Source organism: Helicobacter sp. 11S02629-2 (genome assembly GCF_002272875.1).
Lineage (GTDB): Bacteria > Campylobacterota > Campylobacteria > Campylobacterales > Helicobacteraceae > Helicobacter_I.
Map to the genome: position 1 here is coordinate 169,958 of NZ_MLAN01000001.1, position 17,278 is coordinate 187,235.

A 17,278-nucleotide genomic window follows, 5' to 3' on the forward strand; every position below is an offset into this window, starting at 1 on the left:
GTAGTTTGAATCTATGTAAATTTAATAAATTTATCTTAAAAGATATAATACTAGCCACACAACTATATTAAGGCAGTTTTATGAAACTAATGGGACATATGATAGCTGGATATCCAGATATCAAATCAAGCATAGATGTTGGAAGGGGTATCTTAGAAGGGGGGGCTAGCTATCTTGAAGTGCAGTTTCCTTTCTCAGATGGCAACGCAGATGGCATTTTAATCCAAAATGCAAGTATGGAATCTATAAGTAAAGGTTTTAGTCCAAAAGAAGGCTTTAAGATAATAAAAACGCTAGCTGGCGAGTTCCCAAAAGCTAGAATCTTAGCCATGACTTATGCAAATATAATCTATGCTTATGGAATCTATAACTTTATAAAAGACTTAAAAGAAGCAGGAGGCTATGGTCTTATAGCACCTGATTTTTTATACACAAAGCAAGATCATGAAGGCATAAGGGGTATATGTGCAGCCCTTGATGTTAAGTTTATAGAGTTAGTAACTGCAACTTCTAGTAGTGCGCGGATTAAAGAGATAGATTCCAAAAGTAATGCACCTTTGCTTTATGTCGTAGCAAGAGAGGGTATAACTGGGGCTAGCACTGATATAAGCCCTGCTTTAAAGGCTAATCTTACTAGGATAAGAAAGCTTAGTAAAAAGGAGCTTTATGTTGGATTTGGCATAAATTCTAAGGAACAAGTAAAAAGTTTAGAAGCTTTTTCTGATGGTTTTGTAGTTGGCTCTTACTTTGTAAAATGCGTAGATGCGACAAAAGGCAAAAAAAGTAAAGTAAAAAAAGAAGTAGATTTTATATCTGAGCTTAAAGAAGCTACAATGTCTCTTCTGAACTAAAAGATAACATCAACTTAAGGATGAAAAATGAAAAAATTTGCAACTAGAGCTATCATAACTAGTGAGATACCAGATCTAAGTGGTAATACAACTAGCGATGTAGTCAGTCCCATACACCTATCAAGTACATTTGCTAAAGCAGATTTTGAAAACAATATCTTAGGTCACAGCTACTCAAGACTAAGCAATCCAACTCGTGAAGTTATAGAAAAAAAACTTGCAAGCCTAGAAAATGCAAAACACACTATCTGCTATGGAAGTGGACAAGCAGCTGAGACTATGGTCGTCTTAAGTATGTTAAAAAGTGGCGATGAAGTCATCTGCTTTAATGATATCTATGGTGGCACAAGAAGGCTTTTAAGCACAGTTATGAGTAACTTTGGTGTAAAAACTGTCTATGTAGATATGACAAATATCGGCGATGTAAAAAGAGCTATAAGTGAAAAAACTAAGATGATATGGATGGAAAGTCCAACTAACCCTTTTCTTTCACTTTGTAACATAGAAGAGATAGCTAAAATCGCCCGCGATGCTAATGTAATAAGCGTAGTTGATAACACTTTTGCTACTCCTTACTTACAACAGCCTCTAAACCTTGGTATAGATATAGTAGTACACAGCATGACTAAGTATATAAATGGTCATAGTGATAGCGTAGCAGGTGCAGTTTGTCTAAATGACTTTAAGCTTTATGAAAAGCTAAGGATGGTTAGTAACTCTTGTGGGGCGATCTTAAGTCCATTTGATAGCTACCTTAACTCAAGAGGTATAAAAACACTAGCCTTAAGGATGAAAAAGCACTGCGAAAACGCCCTTGAGATAGCAAAGTTCCTAGAAGCCCATGCTAATGTAGAAAAGGTTTTCTATCCGGGACTTCCAAGTCATCCACAATATGAACTAGCCCAAACACAGATGAAAAACGGTTTTGGTGGTGTTGTAAGTGCTTATCTTAAAACAGACTATGAAGGCATGAAGCGTTTTGCTAAGAATCTAACGCTTTTCACTCTTGCTGAAAGCCTAGGTGGAGTTGAAAGCCTTTATGGTATGCCTTATTATATGAGTCATGGTAGCCTAAGTCCTGAAGTTAAAAAAGAGATGAATATAACTCAAAATCTCCTTCGTTTCAGCATAGGTCTTGAGGATGTTGAAGACTTAAAAGAAGCACTAAATGAAGCTTTGAGAGCTATATAATCTTAAACCTCTCATATATTTTTAAAAACTAAAAAAGATGGAATCTTAAAAGCTTTTAAGATTCCATCTTAAGCTATATTCACCCCTAACTTTTTAAAAAGCAACTAAGTGTGCCTTTATCTAAAAGACTTATTTTAAAAGTGCTTCCCTCATATAAAAAACTACCTTATCTAAAAGCCTCTCTTCTAAGTCAAAAAACTTTAAAAATGCCAAAGCTCCTTGATATATAAGCATCTCCTTGCCATCTTTTTCTTCTACTCCTAGTGTACTAGCAAGGGCGCAAAAAGGAGTCTTTTCATCTTTATACATAAGATCAAAAGCAAGTTTGGCATTTGCTAAAAGCTCTTTTAAAACCACCTCTTCTAGTGGGAGTGTGCCTTCTAAGCTAGCACTAGTTGCATTAATCACTAAATCATAACTTTCTTTGGAATCTAACTCACTAAAAAGCCTAGTCTGCACACCTTTAAAGTCTTTAAGTTTGGCTTTACTTCTATTAGCTACAACTACCCTAAAACCCTCTTTTTGCAGGATCAAACTTATAGCCTTTGCACTTCCTCCAGCACCAAGTATAAGCACACTTTTAAAGTCATACTTTTTTATGCACTCATAAAAGCCCGGCGCATCTGTGTTATAGCCTATAAGCTTTTTATCTTTAAGCACTATAGTATTTACAGCGCCTATATCTTTGGCTAAGCCTTCAAGCTTAGTTACCGCAGTAAAAGCTAGCTCTTTAAAAGGCACGGTGACATTAAGCCCGGTTAGACCAGTTTCAAATATAAAGTCTTTAAGCTCTTCTTTTGTTATATCAGGCTTAAGTCTTATAGCTTCATAGCTCCCACTTAACCCAAGCTTTTCCATAGCATAAGTGTGCATTTTTGGTGAGAGTGAGTGTGAGATAGGATTCCCAATAACGCAGAGTTTTTTACTCATACTTTAGCAATCTTTCTAATATATAGCCTTTGATGTTTAAGATATCATGTCTGCCTTTAAACTTATACTCTATCAAAGCCCAACCATCTTTCACGCCTAAGACGTTAACTTCTCTGCCTTGTGGGCTTTTAGCCACTATCCTTGCTTCTTCATTTGGCTCTAATCTAACATTAGCCTTATGGGCTAAAACTATAGCTTTATCAGACTTAGCAGGCTCTAAAGTATCTAAAGTAGTAGAATCTAAAGCGGTAGTATCTACCAAGCCTGCTTCATCATCTTTTTGTAAGTTCACATCACTTACATCTTGTGTGTTTTTAGGCTCTGTGTGCTCTACATCTACTAGTCTTTTTGCAACATAGCCTACTATCTCACCATATCTAATCTTATAAAAGTGAGTATATTTATCTTCTAAAACCAAAAAGTGTTTATTTCTTTCTATCTTGCCTATGATGCTACTTTGCACGCTAGGCTCTTGTCTAATAATGGCTGCATCTACTATAACTATCCCAGTGATATTAGGCTCACCTAAGTTGGTTTTAGCTTCTTCATTCTTAGCTTCTTCATTCTTAGCGTCTTCACTATTGGCTTCTTTAGTACTAGATTCTTTATCGCTTGTGCTTTGTGTGCTATTTATATCATTGCTTATATCTTTACTAGTATCTATGCTAGCTTGTGCATCTTGTAAGTTAGAATCTTTTTTAGCTTCAGTTTTAGTGTTGATACTTAAAATCTTATCAATATCATTTCTATTTTTTATATCAGCATGATTTGAAGGATTAAGAGTTAGCTCTATAGGATTTTCTTTTTTTGGCGTTTCTGTAGCAACCAAAGCTTTTGCTATATAGCCTATATGCTCTTTAAATCTAACTCTATAAAAGCCATCTTTAGAATCTAAAATGATAACTTTTTCATCTTTAAGCACCCTAGTTAAAACCTTACTTTTTGTGCTTGGTTCTTCTCTAATAAAGGCTGCGTTTGCTAAGATGCTGCCTCGTTTACGCGCTGGGATGTTAAACTCTATCTCACGCGCTATGTTTGATTCTTGCTGCGTGATTTTGACATTATTAACAGCCTTATTTAGTATCTGAGAAGCCCTAGGGCTAATAGATTCTATAACTACAGGAGTGGCTACTGTAGTTATTCCATCTTCATTAGAAGTTATAGTAGCACTACCTCTTTGTTCTATCTTAGATAGATTCTTTGATAAAGTATCTTTGATAAAGGTTTCTGAAGCGCTATTTTGCATCATTACAAGCTGCTCTTCTTCCTTGCTTAAAGACTTTTTAGACATAACTGTTCTAACTTGATCTGGCTTGCCTATAGTAGTGACTATAGCCCAGTAAATTATAAGTCCTATCACAACCACAGCTAGCGGTAGCGTATAGATTTTAAAAAGCGTGCTAATCTTTTTCATCCTAATGTATCAAAGCCCTTCAATATAACTCTTTTTTCACCATTTTGTATCTCACCTATAACATAGGCATCTGAAGTATCTAGGATATGCTTGCTTTCTTGCTTAGAGACAACTACTATAAGCCCTACTCCCATATTAAACACTCTATAAGCTTCTTTTTCTTCAACGTGCTCTAAGTAGACATCAAACTCTTTTGGTGTTCTTATTAGATCCTTATCGACTATGGCTTGTTTTCCTGAAGGCAAGACACGCACTAAATTTTCAGCTATACCACCACCTGTAATATGTGCTAGTGCTTTAAGTCTATCTTTATATCTTAAAAACTCATCTACATAGATTCTGGTAGGAGTTAGAAGATAGTTTATATCTCCTATATTTTTAGTTTTCATGATACCTTGTAAAAGCGAGTAGCCATTACTATGAAAGCCACTACTTGGAAAGGCTAAGATAGTATCTCCTTCTTCTATACTTAAAGCCCTATCCATGTCTTTTCTTTCAGCCACCCCTACACTAAAGCCTGCTAGGTCAAAGTCTCCTTGCTTGTAAAGACTAGGCATCTCAGCACTTTCTCCCCCTAAAAGGGCACATCTTGCAAGCTTGCATCCTTCAACTATGCCTTTTATAATCTCAAGGGCACTTTCTTTTTCAAGCTTGTGCATGGCATAGTAGTCTAAGAAAAACATAGGCGTAGCGAAATTACAAATTAAGTCATTAACACACATGGCAACTAAGTCTATACCTATGGAATCAAGCTTTTTAGCTTGCAAGGCAAGTCCAAGCTTAGAGCCAACTCCATCAGTAGCAGCACAAAGCACAGGGTCTTTGAAACCAGTTGGCATGCTAAAAGCACCTGAAAAAGAGCCAATTGACCCAACTACATTATCATTATAAGTTTGTTTTGCTAGAGGCGAGAGTGCTTTAACAAAGTCGTTACCTTCATCTATATCAACACCAAAATCTTTATAAAACATCTTGTCCATTTAAGCCCGCCTAGGAATTATTCTAAAAAGTGATTATAACAAACTGCTTAACATATACGTGGCAAAATCTCACCTTGCGGGTATTCTAAGTAACGCTTACTTCCAAAACTATTTTGCAAAATGACAGCATCTCTGCTTTTAGAGGGCACTACTTCCCCTACCATATGGGCCTTTTTTCCATAAGGGCTAGAGTTTAAAAGCTCTAAGGTTTTAGTGGCATCTTTTGCACTAACACTTATTAAGCAAGCCCCTTCATTAGCAAGCACAAAAGGCTCTAAGCCTAAAATCTCACATATGCCTAAGACTTCAGATTCTATCTTTATGCTTGCTTCATTAAGCTCTATGCTAACTTTTGAAGAAGTAGCCCACTCATTTAAGGCACTTGCTATCCCGCCTCTTGTAGCATCCCTTAAGGCATGTATCTGTAAGTCACTTTTTAAAAGATCTTCTAAAAGTAGCCACAAACTAAAGCAGTCACTTTTTAAAGTAGAATCTATTTGCAAGTCATTTTGTGCGACAAAGATAGTAGCTCCATGCCTTCCTATATCACTAGTTAGGATTATCTTATTGCCAACTTCTAAATTCTTAGCACTTAAGTTTGGTCTTATAATCTCTCCCATGCAAGTTGAGTTTATAAATATTTGTGATCTTTGCTTATCTAACTTTGAAAATCTTGGCACAACCTTAGTATCAGCACTAAGTATATAAGCATCTAGCTTTTTAAGCTCAGTATATATGGAATCTACTATGGTTTTTAAATCTTGTATCAAAAAGCCCTCTTCTATGATAAAGCCAAGTGTAAAGTATTTAGGTGCTGCTCCACTTACTGTACAGTCATTAGCACTGCCACAGATACTAAGCTTGCCTATATCGCCACCTTCAAAAAATATAGGCTCTATGATATAGCTATCTGTGCTTACTGCCATGCCTTCTTGTCTACTTGCAAACCTTCCTCCATCTTCTTCATCAAAAAGCAGTCTATCTTTAAAGCCAGCTTTAAAAACTAACTCTGTTAGTTCCCTTGAGCTAGCCCCACCACTTCCATGAGGTAAAGTGACCATTTTTCTAGCTAGGGCATCCCTATGTGTCACTATGTTCACCATTAAAAGGCAACTCTAAAGTCGTTGGAGTAACTAATACTGGCGTAATAGTAGGTTTTACTACTTGGGTAGTGTTAAAAGGATCAAAGAAGCTTTTTAGGTCATATCTTTTATCTTTTAACTCTAAGTAGGCTTCAAATATAGGAAAATAGCCCTTAGGATAGTGACTTATAAAGTCTTTTGCTTCACTAGTTTTTCCTATCTCTAAGAGTAAGTAGATATAGCCTAAGTTCATATTTTCATTTTTCTTTAAACCCTCTTCAAAAAGAGAAAGATAGAAGTTGATGTTACTAGGAGTTAGGCTTGGAAGCAAGACATTAACTAAGTCAAAAAACTCTTTTGCACTAAAATGGCAAAGCTCTAAAATCTTCAACATACTACTTTGTTGCAACTCAAGCTTGCCTTCTATGCTTCTAATAAAAAGCATCTTAGCTATCTCATAGTCCATCTTTGGCTTGCTTAAACCTAAGGCCTTATTTATATCTTTAGTCTCTTTTTTGGAATCTTCTACTATCTCTTCCCAAGCTTGCAAGTAAGCTTTTGAAAGGTCTACATCTGGATAACTCATATTAAGCACATCTAAAGGTTTTTTAGATCCGTTTTTAAGGCTAGCTATTAGATAGCTTTCATAAAAAACATTATGCACATCAAGATTAAGTTTTGTATCTTTTAGACTGCCTTCAGTTGCTAGGTTATGCAAAGATGTAAATAAGGAATCTATATGGGCATTACCACTAGGCTGAGAGTTTAAAAGAGGCTTTAAGCTAAAACGTGAAAGGATTAAAGAAAGGCTTTTAAACTCATCAGTACTAAAGTTTATGGGCTTTGGGTGACTTCCAAGACTTTGAGTATCTATCTGGGCTAGCAGTTTTGTGTACTCTCTTTTATATTTTAGTCTTTTTAGAGTAGAAGATATCTTATTAGAAGTCATAAAGATTAGTGCTATAACAAAAAGCACAACTAAGATGAGACCTATCCATAACGCCACTGGCATGGATACATGAACACTCTTGCCTACTATGCTAGTTAAAGTATAGTCTACTTGCTGTGTATAAAACAAAAAACCACATACACATACTATATAGATAATGCCTATGATTATAAAATATCTAAGCTTCATGATTCTTCCTTGGACTTGCAGTCTTCATAGAACTCCCTACAGCTAGTGCAGTACTTTGCGTGAGGTTTTAGTTTTAATCTTTCTATACTTATGTCATCATCGCACATTTCACATATGCCATAGATTTCAGATTCTATCTTTTTAAGTGAGTTTTTTATATCCACGATTTCGCTACGATACTTTTCTAGCACGCTAGTTTCAAGTCGTATTTGAGAGCGTAAAAAGACTGCATCTGCATTATCTTTTATCTCTTGTGCGTTTAGTTCTTTTATATGCCTACTCTGGGCTAAAGAGATGCCTTCTAAGTAGCTTAATCTTGCATTTAAAATATCACCTAGCTTTAGTATCTCTAAATGTCTCATGTGAACTTGCCTTTATTCTAAGGGATGACCGTGAAAAGAGTAGGCATCTTTTGTAGGGAGGAGTAGTGAGATTAGATTACTTATAGTGTCTTTTAGACTTGGTCTAGATACGACCATATCTATAAGACCATGTTCTAATAAAAACTCAGCTGTTTGAAAGCCTTCTGGTAAGTCAGCACCTATAGTTTGCTTTATAACCCTAGCACCGGCAAAACCTATAATGGCACCGGGCTCTGCTATGATGATATCTCCTAAGAAGGCAAAAGAAGCACTTACGCCTCCAAAGGTTGGATTAGTAAGGACTGATATATAAGGTAGGTTGGCATCACTTAGCTTATTAAGTGCAGTTGAAGTCTTAGCCATCTGCATTAAAGAGTAAGTAGATTCTTGCATCCTAGCACCCCCTGAGGTTGAAACTATGATCAAGGCTTGTCTTTTAGCAACTGCCCTATTTATAGAACGCACTATCTTTTCACCTTCAACTGAGCCAAGACTTCCACCCATGAAGTTAAAGTCAAAGACGCAAAGCTGTACTTCCCTACCATTTATCAAAGCTTCACCTGAGATAACAGCACTATTTTTCCCAGTCTTTGCTAGGGCTTCTTCCATCCTTTTTTTATAACTCTTTTTATCTACAAAGTTTAAAGGGTCATTAGCCATCAAGTTGGCATTTAACTCTATAAAGCTATCTTTATCACACAAGATATCTAGTCTCTCTTTAGCCGAAATCTTAAAGTGATAAAAACACTTTGGACAGATATGCTTATTTTCCGCTATCTCTTTGTTATAGATTAGTGCCCCACAACCCGGACACTTAGTCCAGTGCACTGAGGTATCTTTAGTGCTTTTGGCTTCATCGCGCCTAAAGTTAGAAAAAAAATCTGAAAATTTCATTACATGCCTACTATTTGATTTAAAGTTGTTTGATTATTAGAAATTGCAACATAGTCTTTTGTGCCTTCACTCATCTTAGAAAAGGGTATATTTAAAGCATATACTCCTAAGTTGCCATAGACATATAGATCCCTTGATATAAAAAGACCAGCTAAGACATCATACCTTCTAGAGATCTCTAGCATGATGACAAACTTATATCTAAAGGCAAAAGCTAGACTTAAAGCAGCAGCGCCTAACCCTCTAAACTTAAAGTGCCTATCTTTTAGATATCTTACATAATCTGGTGCAGTGTGTGCTCTTTCAAACACCCCACAAGAAGGTGCTACTGCATAGTTTTTTAGAGGCAAAGTTAAGCTTTTTATATCTACACTCATAAAGTCACTTACACTATCTATACTTTTTAGTTTAAAGGTTAGGGGTGTTTTTAACTCTAGATTAGAGTAGATGACTTCTAAAGAGATAAAGTTTATTACAAAGGCTTCAAGCACTCTATCTTCAGCCTGCAAGCATTTAGAATCTTTTTTTAAGCTATCTAAGTCTTTAACTTCACACAAAGCTAAAGAAGCACCATAATATGGAATCCCAGACTTTAGATTATCACTGCCATCAAGAGAGTCTAAGACCAAAACCCTATTAGTAGCAATTTTGGCTTTTATAAAGCCACTTTCTTCAGAATCTAAATTACAGTAGTCCAAAAAGTGCTTGGCATAAACTTTCTCACTTAGTAAATCAGCCCCTATGCTTATATCCCCTCCAGCACCTTTAGTAAAAGACTTGATAAGATAGTCCCTATCTTTATCAAACTCTTTTAACACTTCAAAAGATGCACGGATGGACTTTTCTAAAAAAATAGATTCCATATAAGACTACTTAACTCTTTCTAGATATTCACCATTTTCAGTATTTACTCTTATAACTTCACCTTCTAAAACGTGAAAAGGTATCTGTACTACAGCACCTGTCTCAAGAGTGGCTGGCTTTTTACCAGCACTACTTGTATCGCCTTTAAAGTTAGGAGGAGTGCTTATTATTTTAAGCTCAACTACTTGAGGTACTTCTATAGATATAGCTTTGTTGTTAAACATAAGCACAGACACACTCATACCATCTAGTAGCCACTTAGTATTACTCCCTATCTGACCTTCAGTTAGTGCTATTTGCTCATAGCTAACAGTGTCCATAAACTGGTAGTTATCCCCATCGTGATACAAAAACTGCATGCTTTTTTCTTCTAAGTTTGGCTCTTCACACTTATCGCCAGCGTGGAAAGTCTTTTCTATAACTTTTCCATCTAAGAAAGACTTTATCTTTGCCCTCACAAAAGCAGCGCCTTTGCCCGGTTTTACGTGTTGATACTCAGTGATTCTATAAGGTATACCATCAAGTTCGATTTTCAAGCCTTTTTTTAACTCACTCATTCCAATAGCCATATATTTCCTTCTTCTTAAAAATTATCGCAATTCTAGCAAAATTAACTTTTTAAAAACCTTTTATTGTTTTAGTGCATGTCGCCCTAGGTTTCCATACCTGTGAAAAGATATGCTTGCACTTTGCTCTTGATGGTAGTTAAGTAGCTCTAAGTAGCCATTCATCATAGGTTTTTTGTGGAAAACTACTTTGCCATAGCTTGCAGCCTTTTTGAAAACTATATCTTCAGTGCTAGCTTCTATTATGTACCTGATTAGATCATAATCTTTAGTCTTACTAGCAAAGTCTTCTAAGCTTTCATGGACTACTTCTACATCTTTTAAGTCTACATACTTAAAGCACTCTAAAACTAAGCCTATTTGCTCACTTGCCCCTGCTGGACTTAAACTTAAGGTTAGCTTAGACTTAGTAAGTGAGCAAGCAGCGATAACTGCAAATATGTCTAATAAACTATTTTCATTATGCACTCTAAAGCAGACTTTTTTAACTGCGTTGTAAGAAAAGATATTATTCTCCCCTCTTATGTGGACATACTCTTTTGGACTTGCAAACTCTTTTTCATAAAAATAAGCATAGTTTCTAGCTAGTGCTAGTACTTCTTGCATCTCTGTTTTAAAGCTACTATCTTTTAACTTAGAATCAAGCAAGAACTGCAGTCTTGAAGTGATATTAGAATCTTTTGACTTTTGCTTATCTAAGCTTCCGCTTGCTTCTACAAACTGTGTCACATAGTTATAAAATCCTACTTTTCTCCCAAAGCCTATAGCTGATTTTTTGATACCTCCAAAAGGCTGTCTTAAGACTATAGCTCCAGTTGTGCTTTTATTAATATATAAGTTTCCAGCTTCTATATTTTCTAGCCAGTAGTCCCACTCTCTTTCATCTAAGCTTTCAAGTCCTGAAGTTAGACCATAACCAGTATCATTAACCATGCTTATAGCGTGCTTTAAGTCTTTAGCACACATGACAGATAAGATAGGTGCAAAAAGCTCATTGTTATGACAAAAGTCTCCTTCTGTAGTCCCATATCTAATAGAAGGCTTTAAGGCATAGTTGTTGTTTTCTACATAGCTTGGTTTTAGTACCCAACTTTCATCTTTATCAAGCTTATCTAGTGCAAGCTGTGCATTTTTATTATCCTTTGGTGCTATGGCTAGTAAACCTATCCTATTTTTAAGATCAAAAGGACTACCTACATTTAGACTACTAGCTGCATCTACTAGGGTGTTTTTAAAGTTTTCATCATTATAGACTTCTTCTTCTAGTATAAGTAAAGACGTAGCTGAGCACTTTTGACCAGAGTTAGAAAAGGCTGAGTGAACTACGTTTTTAATAGCTTGGTCTCTATCTGAAAGCTTAGTGACTATAGTCGCGTTTTTACCGCCTGTTTCAGCACTTAGATATAAGGTAGGATTTTTTTTCAAAATCTCATAAGCAGTATCTTCTCCACCTGTAAGTATGGCAAAGTCTACTTGACCTAAAAGATACTCATTTACATCCTTCCCACTACTTGGTAAAAAGACAAGATAGTCTTTTGGCAATCCTGCTTCATAAAAGCACTTAACTATTAACTCGCCCACACTTACACTAGTATTAGATGGTTTATATATCACTCTATTACCACTTGCTAGGGCTGAGCTAATACTTCCAACTGAGATACCTACTGGGAAGTTCCAAGGAGTGATTGCTACTCCTATGCCTTTTGGAGTAAAGCTTAGCTCTTTGTTATCATCAACTAGCTTTTTCATAGAGTGAGGGTAGAATCTTAAAAAGTCAATCGCTTCACTCACTTCAGCATCAGTCTCTACAAAAGTCTTTCCAACTTCTAATGCACTAAGCCCTATAAAGTCACCTCTTTTACTAGCTATGACTTCAGCAGTTTTAAGTAGTATCTCACCTAGTTCTAAAAAGCTTAAAGTATTTTTAGATTCTTTTAAAAAGCTTACGGCTTTGTTTATAGAATCTTTATTTGCATTATAAACAGTGCCGATTTTTTCACCACTACCTTTTTTAAGCACATCTTTTGCTATATCTTTAGGAGTGTCTTCTCCTATGATAGGGCTTATCTCTAAGCCTTTTAAGTTTTCATATTTTGCTTTGATGCCTAGTGCCCATTCTTGATTAGGCTTTAAGATAAAGTCTGTATCTGCTTCATTTTCAAAAGTACTTAGCCTTTCTTCAAGATTAGTGATATTTAGATCTAGTTTTTCAGTAAGTCTGTTTTGAACTCTATAGCTTTCAGTCCTTAAAGTAGCCATGCCCTCTATTGACTTTGTGAAAATCTCTTCTTGGTCTTTCCACTCTTTACTTCCCACGCTTAAAGAAAAGGCATGACGCATGAAGTTAGCCTCATTAGTATTTTCATCAAGACGCCTTATAAGATAGGCTATGGCATTATTAAAGTGAGCGTCATTACAAACGGGCGCATAAAGTATAAGAGGGTTGGTTTGAGACACTAAAAAAGATGCCTTCATATTCATACCTTCTAGCATCTCAAAAGTAAAGCTTGGCCCTGCTCCTACTTCTTTGATACGCTCTATGGCATAAGCTATCTGAAAGATATTATGAGAGGCTATACCTATATCTACATACTTATAGTTTTCATTATCAAGTACATAGTTTAGCATCCTGTTATAGTTAGAATCTGTATCTATCTTACTTCTAAAAGTAGGCAGTGGCCAGTCTCTAACTGAAGCTATGGTCTCTTCAGATTCCATATTAGCACCTTTTACTAGGCGGATCTTAATAGGCGGCTTGCCACTTTCTACTCTAGCTTTTGAAAACTCAACTAGCTTTTTAAGATAGTTATAAGAATCTGGTATATAAGCCTGAAGCACGATACCTGCTTTTATGTCAAACTTTGATATAGACTCCATAAAGCTTGCAACTGTTAGCTCTAAGTCTTTAAACTCTTCCATGTCTAGGTTTATAAACTTCTTAACTTCACCTTTTGAGTGCTCTGCTGCTATAGTGTAAAGTTTATCAAGCCTTTTTACTATCTCACTTTTAGACCAATCAAAATCAAGTATATTAATCTGAGAAAAGATAGTAGTTATCTTTATAGAAATGTAGTTTATGTAGTCAGATTTCAAAGCCTCTTCATATTTGCGCATCCTATAACTTGCTTCACCTTCACCTAGGACTTCTTCTCCTATAAGGTTTACATTTAATGTGATATTTTGCGTTTTGCGTTTTTCAACATGGGCTTTTAGCTTAGCTGGTGCGTCATCTAAAACCATGGCCTTTGTATCATTTTTTAGCTTAGAGACAAAGAGGTTAACACTCATAGAAGGTAGGCTCTTACCAACCCCTAAGAATAAAAATAGCAAGAACTTCTCACCTGAAGTAAAAAAGTCTGCCATACCATACTTTGCAAGTATGGAAGATATAAGCTCATGGGATGTAGCAGCATCTTTAGACCTAAAACTTCTATCAAGCAGTTCTATAAGCATGACTTTGTTGCTTGGATTAGCAAGTAGCTTTTTCATCTTATCTCTAAAACTCTGTTCTGTCTTATCTACATCAGTATTGATGCTAGTTTGAAGACTTTTAGCTAGTGCTATGCTTTTTTCGATGATGGTAGATGACATATATGGTTTCCTCTTTGATTTTAGTATATAAAGTAAACAAATTCTATCACACAACCTAGTTTTAAAACTTTTGAAAATATTAGAAAAATATATATTTTATACATTATGTAACTTAAAGTTACTATAAAAAATGCATAAATGACCATAAAGTTACTATAGTGCTAAGTTAAAGCTCTATTTTCTAAATCTTAATGCCATTTACTTAGAATCCAAGTTCACATTAATGCAAAAAAGGAGTAAAAATGCACTTTATAAAAGTAAAACTACCAGACTTACAAAAAGATGGCTACTTAGGTGATAAATATGGTGGCAACGCAGAGGCAAAGTATAAAAATGAAAATGGTGATGCTATCTACTCGCCTGCTATAGAGTGGGATGCCGTGCCTAATGCTAAGTCTTACTGCCTAGAGTTAATAGACTATGACGCAACTCCAGTTGTAGGCTTTATAGTGCCTCACTGGGGCGTTATAGACCTAAAAACACCTTCTTTAAAGGAAAATGCCTCAAGTAGTGATAAAAGCTTACTTCAAGCAGTTAATGTTAGGGCTAGAGGGCTTTATAGAAGTGATATAAAAACACAAGAAGAAAAAGATAGGCTAAATGCCGCTGCTTCTTTTTATATAGGACCTAGACCACCAGATAAAGACCACAACTATCACATCAACGTCTATGCCCTTGATATAGAAAGCTTAGACTTAAAAGTGCCTTTCTTCTTAGGCGATATGATGTCTAAGATGTATGGTCACATCATAGCTCAAGGCTCAACTCACTTTAGATATAAAAGATGTATGAGTTAAAGTTTTAGTGTTTTAATATAGTTTTAGTCTCTTTATATAGCCATTTGCCACGCTTATTGCAACAAACGTGGCAAAAAGATATTTAAAAACATAAAACTATGACTAAGCTTTAAGTCAATCTAAGATAATAAAAAATCTTTATACAACTATTTTTTTCTTACATAATCTTTAGTCTTTTTTATAAACTATCCCCTAATAATTTTTATTAAAAATAATAACCATTTTTATTTTATATAAAGCTATTTTGTTATATAGTTTTGACAAATTTAAGAGGGACAAAAGTGCTAAGGTTTATAAAAGAAGATGTTAGTATAGGACTAATTGAACTACCTGATTTTATAAGCCTTATTATCCCGCTTTCAGGCTGTGGACAGGCTTGTCCAAGGTGTCATAGCAAGCATTTACAAAATCCTCAAAATGGCGAGATTTTAAGTCTTAAAGAGTTTGAAAGTTTATATCTTAAGTATAAAGAAAAAGTAGAAGTTATCTGCTTTTTTGGAAGTGCTTCACACTTAGAAAAGCTAGATAAGTTTATATTTAGTTTTCCTTTTAAGTATGCACTTTATTGTGGGCAAGATTTGGATATAAGTCAAGCAAAAAAGCTTATGCTAAAACATAAGCTTAGCTTTTTAAAAATAGGCAGCTTTAAGTATCAACTAGGTGCCCTAGATTCAAAAACTACTAATCAAAAATTACTTTTTTTTGATTCCATAGATGGTGATATAAAAGATATCACATACAAGTTTCACCAAGCAAGCTAAAGGAGCAAAGATGATAACACTAACTAAAAACCAGTTAGATGAAAAACTAAGGTATGCTAAAAGCTACATAGAAACAACGCACAACAACTCAACTCTTAGCGAGGTTGACCCAAATGCAAATGTAGATAAAAAGACGATTGCAACTTTAGGGGCTGAGTTTTTTAAAGACGCTGCTATGCAGGTTAATCGCTACGCTTTAGGAGAAAGGATTGAAGTACTTTTTGGTACAAAATCAAGGCAAAACTATGAAGATATGCTTTCTTCTCATCTTATCTACTCTCATGATGAATCTGTGCTTTTTGCAAGGCCTTATTGCGTGGCAATCGATCTTTACCCCTACATCCAAAAGGGCAATAAATGCGTAGGTGGGCTAAGTGAAGCACCTAAACATCTATCTAGTTTTTGTGGTAGCTATGTCAATCTTATCTTTATGATAGCAGGACGCTTTGCAGGTGCGATTGCAGATGTTAGCCTTCTTACGTATTTTGATTACTTTGCAAGGAAAGACTTTGGGGATGATTATTTAAAAACACATAAAGAAGTTATCATCGGGCATTTTAAGCAAGTTATCTACACGCTTAATGAGCCAGCAGGTGGACGGGGCTATCAAGCAGTTTTTTATAATACTTCTATTTTTGATAAATACTATTTTGAAGCGCTTTTTTCTCATATTACACTGCCTGATTTCTCTAATCCAAAGTGGGAAAGCGTAGAGAAGCTACAACGCTTTTTTATGGCGTGGTTTAATAAAGAAAGAGAAAGGGCCATCCTTACTTTTCCAGTTATAACTGCTGCTTTCATCACAGAGCTTGATAGCAAGACTAAGAATCTTATGCCAAAAGATCTAGACTTTTTAGACTTTATAAGCGAAGAGATGTCAAGGGGTAATAGCTTTTTTATCTATAGTAGTGATAATGCAGATTCTTTATCATCTTGCTGTCGGCTTAAAAATGAGATCACAAAAGATATGAAAAATACCTTTGCTTACACACTTGGAGGGACTGGCATAAGCACAGGGTCAATCAAGGTTTTTACTATTAATATCAACCGCCTAGTTCAAAAAGGCTATAACTTAGAATCCATAGTAAAAGAAGTGCAAAAGTTTCTTGTGGCATTTCGCGATTTAGTAGAAGATAATCTAAAGCATGGCTTACTACCTGATTATGATGCAGGTTTTATTAGCGCTGATAAGCAGTATTTAACTATTGGCATAAATGGCGTGGTAGAAAGTGCTGAGTTTTTAGGGTTTGAGATAAGTAATAATGAAAAGTATAAGGCTTATTTAAGTGGGCTATTTCAAAAAATTGCAAGTTTAAATAAAAAATATAGCCAAATTTATACTCAAAAGATGGGCTATAAGATCCGCTTTAATACTGAACAAACCCCCTGTGAAAATCTAGGTGCAAAAAATGCAAAATGGGATAAAAACGATAACTTATTTGTACCGCGCGATGTTTATAACAGCTACAACTATGTCGTAGAAAGTGACGCACTAGATATCTTTGAAAAGTTTGACTTATATGGAAGTGGGGTTACAAAACATCTTGATGGAGGCAGTGCCTATCATATGAACTTATGTGAATTGCCAACTAAAAGTGTATTTAAAAAACTAGTACTTTACTCAGTCAAAGTTGGCTGCAACTACTGGACTTTTAACGTCAAAGCTACTTGTTGTAATAATAAAGAGTGTGGTTATATCAACAAACACACAAAAGATCATTGCGTGAAATGTGGAAGTAAAGATATAGATTATGCAACGCGTGTTATTGGTTATTTAGTACGTGTGGGAAGTATGAGCACTGAAAGAAAGCAAGAATCTAAAAGACGCTTTTATGCATAAACTAGCTTAGAGGTTTA

Annotated in this window: 15 protein-coding genes; 5 read left to right on the forward strand and 10 right to left on the reverse strand. The window is 35.4% G+C overall.

Annotated elements, in window-relative coordinates:
• Positions 1 to 80: 80 nt before the first annotated feature.
• Together trpA and BKH40_RS00730 are read left to right on the forward strand one after the other, a co-directional pair.
• Positions 81 to 851, forward strand: a complete 771-nt coding sequence (gene trpA / locus BKH40_RS00725) for a tryptophan synthase subunit alpha (RefSeq protein WP_095275936.1) — start codon at positions 81 to 83, stop codon at positions 849 to 851.
• Between the two features lie 27 nt (positions 852 to 878).
• Positions 879 to 2,042, forward strand: a complete 1,164-nt coding sequence (locus BKH40_RS00730; RefSeq protein WP_095275939.1) for a PLP-dependent aspartate aminotransferase family protein — start codon at positions 879 to 881, stop codon at positions 2,040 to 2,042.
• A gap of 129 nt (positions 2,043 to 2,171) precedes the next feature.
• Here the strand turns inward: BKH40_RS00730 and BKH40_RS00735 are convergent, their stop codons facing one another.
• The 10 genes from BKH40_RS00735 to BKH40_RS00780 are packed head-to-tail and all read right to left on the reverse strand — an operon-like array spanning position 2,172 to position 13,851.
• The gene (locus BKH40_RS00735; protein WP_095275940.1) at positions 2,172 to 2,972 is read right to left on the reverse strand and encodes a shikimate dehydrogenase; all 801 of its coding nucleotides are present in this window, start codon (positions 2,970 to 2,972) and stop codon (positions 2,172 to 2,174) included.
• The gene (locus BKH40_RS00740) at positions 2,965 to 4,386 is read right to left on the reverse strand and encodes an SH3 domain-containing protein (protein ID WP_095275942.1); all 1,422 of its coding nucleotides are present in this window, start codon (positions 4,384 to 4,386) and stop codon (positions 2,965 to 2,967) included. The genes BKH40_RS00735 and BKH40_RS00740 overlap by 8 nt, the downstream gene beginning before the upstream one ends.
• The gene (purM, locus tag BKH40_RS00745; protein ID WP_095275944.1) at positions 4,383 to 5,366 is read right to left on the reverse strand and encodes a phosphoribosylformylglycinamidine cyclo-ligase; all 984 of its coding nucleotides are present in this window, start codon (positions 5,364 to 5,366) and stop codon (positions 4,383 to 4,385) included. Before purM ends, BKH40_RS00740 begins: the two co-directional genes overlap by 4 nt.
• Before the next feature lie 47 nt (positions 5,367 to 5,413).
• On the reverse strand, positions 5,414 to 6,457 hold the full coding sequence (gene hypE / locus BKH40_RS00750) for a hydrogenase expression/formation protein HypE (protein ID WP_257842463.1): 1,044 nt from the start codon (positions 6,455 to 6,457) through the stop codon (positions 5,414 to 5,416).
• The gene (locus tag BKH40_RS00755; protein ID WP_095275947.1) at positions 6,447 to 7,586 is read right to left on the reverse strand and encodes a hypothetical protein; all 1,140 of its coding nucleotides are present in this window, start codon (positions 7,584 to 7,586) and stop codon (positions 6,447 to 6,449) included. The genes hypE and BKH40_RS00755 overlap by 11 nt, the downstream gene beginning before the upstream one ends.
• Positions 7,583 to 7,948, reverse strand: coding sequence for a TraR/DksA C4-type zinc finger protein (locus tag BKH40_RS00760; RefSeq protein ID WP_095275949.1), 366 nt, complete (start codon positions 7,946 to 7,948; stop codon positions 7,583 to 7,585). Before BKH40_RS00760 ends, BKH40_RS00755 begins: the two co-directional genes overlap by 4 nt.
• 12 nt (positions 7,949 to 7,960) lie before the next feature.
• Positions 7,961 to 8,842, reverse strand: coding sequence for an acetyl-CoA carboxylase, carboxyltransferase subunit beta (accD, locus tag BKH40_RS00765; protein WP_095275951.1), 882 nt, complete (start codon positions 8,840 to 8,842; stop codon positions 7,961 to 7,963).
• Positions 8,842 to 9,705: a hypothetical protein gene (locus BKH40_RS00770; RefSeq protein WP_095275953.1), complete on the reverse strand. Its 864-nt coding sequence runs from the start codon at positions 9,703 to 9,705 to the stop codon at positions 8,842 to 8,844. The genes accD and BKH40_RS00770 overlap by 1 nt, the downstream gene beginning before the upstream one ends.
• A 6-nt stretch (positions 9,706 to 9,711) precedes the next feature.
• Positions 9,712 to 10,275, reverse strand: a complete 564-nt coding sequence (gene efp / locus BKH40_RS00775) for an elongation factor P (protein WP_095275955.1) — start codon at positions 10,273 to 10,275, stop codon at positions 9,712 to 9,714.
• 60 nt (positions 10,276 to 10,335) lie between these two features.
• Positions 10,336 to 13,851: a bifunctional proline dehydrogenase/L-glutamate gamma-semialdehyde dehydrogenase gene (locus tag BKH40_RS00780; RefSeq protein ID WP_095276142.1), complete on the reverse strand. Its 3,516-nt coding sequence runs from the start codon at positions 13,849 to 13,851 to the stop codon at positions 10,336 to 10,338.
• Positions 13,852 to 14,105: 254 nt separating this feature from the next.
• Here BKH40_RS00780 and BKH40_RS00785 point away from each other — a divergent pair, with 254 nt between their 5' ends.
• From BKH40_RS00785 to nrdD, 3 genes are all read left to right on the forward strand, one after another.
• Complete coding sequence (locus tag BKH40_RS00785; protein ID WP_095275957.1) at positions 14,106 to 14,660, forward strand: YbhB/YbcL family Raf kinase inhibitor-like protein; 555 nt, start codon at positions 14,106 to 14,108, stop codon at positions 14,658 to 14,660.
• A gap of 281 nt (positions 14,661 to 14,941) precedes the next feature.
• Positions 14,942 to 15,421 carry a hypothetical protein gene (locus BKH40_RS00790; RefSeq protein ID WP_095275959.1) on the forward strand — a complete coding sequence of 160 codons (480 nt, stop codon included), beginning with the start codon at positions 14,942 to 14,944 and terminating at the stop codon, positions 15,419 to 15,421.
• 10 nt (positions 15,422 to 15,431) lie between these two features.
• Positions 15,432 to 17,261: an anaerobic ribonucleoside-triphosphate reductase gene (gene nrdD / locus BKH40_RS00795; protein ID WP_095275962.1), complete on the forward strand. Its 1,830-nt coding sequence runs from the start codon at positions 15,432 to 15,434 to the stop codon at positions 17,259 to 17,261.
• The last annotated feature ends 17 nt before the right edge of the window (positions 17,262 to 17,278 follow it).

Excerpts from the sequence above, each read along its gene's own strand:
- trpA (WP_095275936.1), top strand. The coding sequence starts at position 81 with ATGAAACTAATGGGACATATGATAGCTGGATATCCAGATATCAAATCA.
- BKH40_RS00730 (WP_095275939.1), top strand. The coding sequence starts at position 879 with ATGAAAAAATTTGCAACTAGAGCTATCATAACTAGTGAGATACCAGAT.
- BKH40_RS00735 (WP_095275940.1), bottom strand. The coding sequence starts at position 2,972 with ATGAGTAAAAAACTCTGCGTTATTGGGAATCCTATCTCACACTCACTC.
- BKH40_RS00740 (WP_095275942.1), bottom strand. The coding sequence starts at position 4,386 with ATGAAAAAGATTAGCACGCTTTTTAAAATCTATACGCTACCGCTAGCT.
- purM (WP_095275944.1), bottom strand. The coding sequence starts at position 5,366 with ATGGACAAGATGTTTTATAAAGATTTTGGTGTTGATATAGATGAAGGT.
- BKH40_RS00755 (WP_095275947.1), bottom strand. The coding sequence starts at position 7,586 with ATGAAGCTTAGATATTTTATAATCATAGGCATTATCTATATAGTATGT.
- BKH40_RS00760 (WP_095275949.1), bottom strand. The coding sequence starts at position 7,948 with ATGAGACATTTAGAGATACTAAAGCTAGGTGATATTTTAAATGCAAGA.
- accD (WP_095275951.1), bottom strand. The coding sequence starts at position 8,842 with ATGAAATTTTCAGATTTTTTTTCTAACTTTAGGCGCGATGAAGCCAAA.
- BKH40_RS00770 (WP_095275953.1), bottom strand. The coding sequence starts at position 9,705 with ATGGAATCTATTTTTTTAGAAAAGTCCATCCGTGCATCTTTTGAAGTG.
- efp (WP_095275955.1), bottom strand. The coding sequence starts at position 10,275 with ATGGCTATTGGAATGAGTGAGTTAAAAAAAGGCTTGAAAATCGAACTT.
- BKH40_RS00785 (WP_095275957.1), top strand. The coding sequence starts at position 14,106 with ATGCACTTTATAAAAGTAAAACTACCAGACTTACAAAAAGATGGCTAC.
- nrdD (WP_095275962.1), top strand. The coding sequence starts at position 15,432 with ATGATAACACTAACTAAAAACCAGTTAGATGAAAAACTAAGGTATGCT.